Here is a 5,755-nt window from a genome sequence, read left to right on the forward strand (position 1 = left end):
ACGAAAGCCATTGGGTGGCAGAGCTGGATTGCGGTCATGGCCAGCATATGCGCCATGACCCGCCCTGGCAGATGCGTCCGTGGACGCTGACGGCGCAGGGCCGGGCGGCACGGATCGGCGAGGTGGTGAACTGCCTGAAGTGCGATCGGGCGGAGCCGCCGGCAGATTGGGCGGCGCGAAGCGCGTAGCGCGTTGCCGACCGGTGCTTGCGCAACTTATTGCGGCATCGCCGGCGCGGCCGGCGCACCGCTTTTACGCTGAAGGAAGTTCAAAGGGGCGGCGCAGCCGCTCTTTTTGTTGGGGAAGGTGTTGAAAGACGATTATTTCGCCCTGTTTGGCTTGCCGGTGGGGTACGCAGTCGACGAGGCAGCGCTGGACGCCGCCTACCTGACCGTGCAGTCGCAGGCGCACCCGGACCGCTTCGCCAATGCCGGCGACGCCGAGCGCCGCGTGGCCATGCAGTGGGCCGCGCATGCCAACGAGGCGTACCGCACGCTGCGCCAGCCGCTCAAGCGCGCGATCTACCTGCTGACGCTGCGCGGTGTGGATATCCAGGCCGAGAACAATACGGCCATGGCGCCGGCTTTCCTGATGCAGCAAATGGAATGGCGCGAGGCGCTGCAGGAAGCGGTCGAGGAAAAGGACGTCGCCCGGCTCGACGCGCTGCTGCGCGAGTTGCGCAGCGAGAAGCGCGAGCGCCACGCGGCGCTGGGCGCACTGCTGGATGCCGGCGATAACGCGGCAGCCGGCGGCGCGGCCAGGCAATTGATGTTCATCGAGAAGATCGAACACGACACCAGCGAGGCGATCGACCGCCTGGAAGGCTAGGGATTCAGCGCCTCCGGGCACGTTCGCCGCCGCCATGCCACAATGGCGCCCCGGCGCAAGACCGGCCTGTGTGACAGGCCGCCTTGCCACCGCACGAATAAAGACGATTCATCATGGCACTGCTCCAGATCTCCGAACCCGGCATGTCGCCGGCACCCCACCAGAAGCGGCTAGCGGTCGGCATCGACCTCGGCACGACCAATTCGCTGGTGGCGGCGGTTCGCAACAGCATTCCCGAAGTCCTGACCGATGAAAGCGGCCGCGCGCTGCTGCCTTCGGTGGTGCGCTACCTGCCCAACAAGGGCACGCAGATCGGCTACCGCGCGCAGGAAGAGGCGGTGCACGACCCCAAGAACACCATCGTCTCGGTCAAGCGCTTCATGGGGCGCGGTCTGCGCGACGTCGCGCATATCGAACATAGCCCCTACGATTTCGTTGACGCGCCTGGCATGGTGCAGATCAAGACCGTGGCCGGCGTGAAGAGCCCGGTTGAGATTTCGGCGGAGATCCTGGCCACGCTGCGCCAGCGCGCCGAAGACTCGCTGGGAGACGAACTGGTCGGCGCGGTGATTACCGTGCCCGCCTATTTCGACGACGCGCAGCGCCAGGCCACCAAGGATGCCGCCCAACTCGCGGGTCTGGAAGTGCTGCGCCTGCTAAACGAGCCGACGGCGGCGGCGATCGCCTACGGGCTGGATAACGCGTCCGAAGGCATCTACGCGGTGTACGACCTCGGTGGCGGCACCTTCGATATTTCCATTCTCAAGCTCAGCAAGGGTGTGTTCGAGGTGCTGGCCACAGGCGGCGACTCCGCCCTTGGCGGGGACGATTTCGATCAGCGCCTGATGTGCTGGATTGTCGAGCAAGCTGCCCTGCAACCGCTCTCGGCCGAGGATATGCGCTTGTTGATGGTGCGCGCGCGCGCCGCCAAGGAAGCGCTGTCGGAGGCCGATTCCACGGTGATCGACGCAGTGCTGGACAGCGGCGAGATCGTGCACCTGACGCTGTCGGCAACGGCCTTCGTAGAGATGACCGCGCCGCTGGTGCAGAAGACCCTGGCGCCGGTGCGCAAGGCCCTGCGCGATGCGGGCGTGGCGGCCGACGAAGTCAAGGGCGTGGTGCTGGTCGGCGGTGCGACCCGCATGCCCTCGGTGCGCAAGGCGGTGGGCGATTTCTTCGGCCAGCGTCCGCTGACGAACCTCGATCCCGACCGGGTCGTGGCGCTGGGCGCGGCGATGCAGGCCAACCTGCTGGCCGGCAACGGTGCGCCGGGCGAGGACTGGCTGCTGCTCGACGTGATCCCGCTGTCGCTGGGCGTGGAAACCATGGGCGGACTGGTCGAGAAGATCATTCCGCGCAACAGCACCATCCCGGTGGCGCGCGCGCAGGAGTTCACCACGTTCAAGGATGGCCAGACCGCGATCGCCATCCATGTGCTGCAGGGCGAGCGCGAACTGGCAAGCGACTGCCGTTCGCTGGCGCGCTTCGAGTTGCGCGGCATTCCGCCAATGGTGGCCGGCGCGGCACGTATCCGCGTGACTTACCAGGTCGACGCCGATGGGCTGTTGTCGGTGTTCGCGCGCGAGACGCAGTCGGGCGTGGAAGCGACCATCACCGTCAAGCCGTCCTACGGGCTCGCCGACGACGAGATCGCCCGCATGCTGCAGGACAGCTTCCGCGAAGCCGAGCACGATATGAAGAGCCGCGCGCTGGCTGAAGAGCGCGTGGACGCAGCGCGCCTGATCGAAGCCACGCACCGCGCGCTGGAGCTCGACGGCGACCTGCTCTCGGACGAAGAACGTGCCGGCGTGGAGCGGCTGATCGCGGCAGCGGGCGACATCGCCAAGGGCGAGGATCACCACGCCATCAAGGCAGCGGTGGAAGCGCTGTCCCATGGCACCGACGAATTCGCCGCCCGCCGGATGGACCGCTCGATCAAGAGCGCGCTGGCTGGCCGCAAGGTGGAGGACCTGGGCTGATCCCCGAGGACTCTCGCACCGTATCTAAATCCAGGACATTTCATGCCACAGATCATCGTATTGCCCCACGTCGAACTCTGTCCCGAGGGCGCCGTGTTCGAAGTCAAGACCGGAACCAGCGTCTGCGATGCCTTGCTCAGCCATGGCATCGAGATCGAGCATGCCTGCGAGAAGTCGTGCGCCTGCACCACCTGCCATGTGGTGGTGCGCGAAGGCTTCAATTCGCTCAACGAGCCGGAAGAGAAGGAAGAGGACCTGCTGGACAAGGCGTGGGGGCTTGAGCCGAACTCGCGGCTCTCGTGCCAGGCTATCGTTGCCGACGAGGACCTTACCGTGCAGATTCCCAAGTACACCATCAATTACGCCAAGGAAGGACACTGAGCGCCTGTGCGCCAGCTCGTCCCGCTGCCGATCTGAAAGAGAGAATCCCCATGAAGTGGACCGATACCTACGACATCGCCGCCGCCCTGTACGACAAGTACCCGGACGTGGACCCTGCCACGATTCGATTCACCGACCTGCACCGCTGGGTCCTGGAACTCGACGGCTTCGCCGACGTGCCCGAGCGTTCGGGTGAAAAGATACTGGAAGCGATCCAGGCTGCCTGGATCGAAGAGGCGGAGTAAGGGAATGTCAAAGTAAAAGGGCCGGTGATCCGGCCCTTTTTTTGACAATTTTGTTCCGGGAGTCCGGCCGGTCAGGCCGTTACCAGGACACCATCCTGCAAGCGCACGCGCTGGCCTACCTGCACGCCAGGATCGGCATGATAGGTGAAGGTGCGGTAGCTGCCATTGTCCATCTGCACGCGCACCTGGTAGGAAGTGTCTTTGCGCACGGTCTTTTCGATCTGGTTGCCGGCAAAGCCGCCGCCTACCGCGCCGGCCACCGTACCCAGGATGCGGCCGTTGCCCTTGCCAATCTGGTTGCCCAGCAGCCCGCCGACCACCGCGCCGCCGACGGCGCCCAGGCCACTGGCCGGCTTGGCGGTCTCGATCGGCGTGATGGCCACGATATGGCCGGTGTACGCGCTGCCTTGCGCTGGCTGGCGTTGGGCGGGGGCGCCGTTGTCAGCGCGGCTCGGCTCGGGGCCATATCCTGCTTCCGCGTTGCCGTTGCGCTGGGTGCTCCTCCGTGCCGCGGGCGCCTGGGCGGGCGGGGCGGTCGGTGCCTGCGTCAACGCGGGGGCCGATGCTTCGGGCGGGCGGGTGGTACTGCCTGGCGCCATTTGCTGGACGGCCTGCGTATTGTTGGCGGCGATCGGCGCGGCCAGCGATTGCGACGCATCCTGCGTCGCCTTGCTAACGGGCAGCACGCCGGTCATCGCGGCGACGGCGGTCAGGCTGGCGATCACGATTGCCACCGCGGCGGCGCCCACCAGCGGATGCAGGCGGCGCTGCGCCGGCAGCGAAGAGGGCAGGGCGGATTCGTTCGATGGCTGCAAGGTCGGGTTCGGCATGTTGTTTTCCTCGCGAAGCGCCGCCAGTCAGGGGTGCTGCCGGCCAACGTTTCGATACGACCAGTGTGGCCGAACGGGGCGCCGTTTTCCGTTTGATTTTGTAAGTTTATGTAGACAGAAAACCCGTTTTAAATCAGTGGCTTGCCTTATAATTCCGGCGGCCTCGGGGTTGGCTGTTTGTAACAAGCCGGCGCGAAAATGAAAAAGCCCCATCGCTTGGATGGGGCTATTTCGTTGCTGGCGGCCAGCCTTGGCCGCCACCGTGCTTCAGTCCTCGCGGCGCAGATGCGGGAACAGGATCACGTCGCGGATATTCGGGCTATCCGTCAGCAGCATCACCAGGCGGTCGATGCCGATACCGCAGCCGCCCGTCGGGGGCATGCCATATTCGAGCGCGCGGATGTAGTCGGCGTCGAAGTACATCGCTTCCTCGTCGCCCGCATCCTTCTGGTCCACTTGCTTGCGGAAACGCTCGGCCTGGTCCTCGGCATCGTTCAGCTCGGAGAAGCCGTTGGCGATTTCGCGGCCGGTGATGAACAGCTCGAAGCGCTCGGTGATGCCCGGCTGGGTGTCCGAGGCGCGCGCCAGCGGCGAGACTTCCACCGGGTAGTCGACGATGAAGGTCGGCTCCCACAGCTGGCTCTCGGCGGTTTCCTCGAACAGCACCAGTTGCAGCGTGCCCAGGCCGGCGTTGAGGAATTGCGGCGCGCTGGTGTTGATGCCGAACTTCTTCAGCTCCGTGCGCAGGAATTCGGTATCGGCCAGTTGCGCGTCGGTGTACTGCGGTGCGTATTTCTGGATCGCCTGGGTGATGGTGAGGCGATGGAAGGGCTTGGACAGATCCAGCTCGCGGCCCTGGTAGTTCAGCACGGCGCTGCCGCGCGCGTCGATGGCGGCCTGGCGGATCAGGTTCTCGGTGAAGTCCATCAGCCAGCGGTAATCCGTGTAGGCCGCGTAGAACTCCATCATCGTGAACTCGGGGTTGTGGCGCGGGCTCACCCCTTCGTTGCGGAAGTTGCGGTTGATCTCGAACACGCGTTCGAAGCCGCCTACCACCAGGCGCTTCAGGTACAGCTCGGGCGCGATGCGCATGAACATCTGCATGTCCAGCGCATTGTGGTGGGTGATGAACGGCTTGGCCGTGGCGCCGCCCGGGATCGGGTGCAGCATGGGCGTTTCCACTTCCATGAAGCCAGCGTCGGCCATGTGACGGCGCAGCGAGYTGATCGCGTTGGTGCGGGCGCGGAAGGTGGCGCGCGTTTCCGGCGACACGATCAGGTCGACATAGCGCTGGCGGTACCTGGTTTCCTGATCGGCCAGGCCGTGGAACTTGTCCGGCAGCGGGCGCAGGGCCTTGGACAGCAGGCGYAGTTCSYGCACCTGYACCGACAGCTCRCCCTTGTTGGTGCGGAACAGCWCGCCGCGCGCGCTGATGATGTCGCCCAGGTCCCAGTGCTTGAAGGCCGCGTAGACGTCTTCGCCGACCTTGTCG

At 65.5% G+C, this 5,755-nt stretch carries 7 protein-coding genes; 5 read left to right on the forward strand and 2 right to left on the reverse strand.

Going from position 1 to position 5,755, the window contains the following annotated elements; all coding sequences use genetic code 11:
* The 5 genes from AC1DN0_RS39910 to iscX form a co-directional block, all read left to right on the forward strand.
* Positions 1-188 (forward strand): DUF3565 domain-containing protein (locus AC1DN0_RS39910; RefSeq protein WP_477146546.1); only part of this gene is annotated, 188 nt, incomplete at its 5' end.
* 121 nt (positions 189-309) lie between these two features.
* Positions 310-828, forward strand: coding sequence for a Fe-S protein assembly co-chaperone HscB (gene hscB, locus AC1DN0_RS39915; RefSeq protein ID WP_276288600.1), 519 nt, complete (start codon positions 310-312; stop codon positions 826-828).
* Between the two features lie 113 nt (positions 829-941).
* Complete coding sequence (gene hscA / locus AC1DN0_RS39920; protein WP_441630006.1) at positions 942-2,807, forward strand: Fe-S protein assembly chaperone HscA; 1,866 nt, start codon at positions 942-944, stop codon at positions 2,805-2,807.
* A 42-nt stretch (positions 2,808-2,849) separates the two neighbouring features.
* A complete protein-coding gene (gene fdx, locus AC1DN0_RS39925) occupies positions 2,850-3,188 on the forward strand; it encodes an ISC system 2Fe-2S type ferredoxin (RefSeq protein ID WP_441630008.1) in 339 nt (112 codons plus the stop codon).
* Between the two features lie 50 nt (positions 3,189-3,238).
* Entirely contained in the window at positions 3,239-3,433 is a 195-nt protein-coding gene (gene iscX / locus AC1DN0_RS39930; RefSeq protein WP_428177879.1) for a Fe-S cluster assembly protein IscX, read from the forward strand.
* A gap of 71 nt (positions 3,434-3,504) precedes the next feature.
* On the opposite strand, the gene AC1DN0_RS39935 is transcribed toward iscX, so the two are convergent.
* Together AC1DN0_RS39935 and lysS are read right to left on the reverse strand one after the other, a co-directional pair.
* Positions 3,505-4,263 carry a glycine zipper 2TM domain-containing protein gene (locus tag AC1DN0_RS39935; protein ID WP_441630010.1) on the reverse strand — a complete coding sequence of 253 codons (759 nt, stop codon included), beginning with the start codon at positions 4,261-4,263 and terminating at the stop codon, positions 3,505-3,507.
* Between the two features lie 267 nt (positions 4,264-4,530).
* On the reverse strand, positions 4,531-5,755 hold a 1,225-nt coding region (gene lysS, locus AC1DN0_RS39940; protein WP_477146547.1), incomplete at its 5' end, for a lysine--tRNA ligase.

The sequence above is a fragment of the Cupriavidus sp. 05N39 genome (assembly GCF_056397325.1).

Coding starts and splice junctions, on each gene's coding strand:
- hscA (WP_441630006.1), top strand. CDS start 942: ATGGCACTGCTCCAGATCTCCGAACCCGGCATGTCGCCGGCACCCCAC.
- fdx (WP_441630008.1), top strand. CDS start 2,850: ATGCCACAGATCATCGTATTGCCCCACGTCGAACTCTGTCCCGAGGGC.
- iscX (WP_428177879.1), top strand. CDS start 3,239: ATGAAGTGGACCGATACCTACGACATCGCCGCCGCCCTGTACGACAAG.
- AC1DN0_RS39935 (WP_441630010.1), bottom strand. CDS start 4,263: ATGCCGAACCCGACCTTGCAGCCATCGAACGAATCCGCCCTGCCCTCT.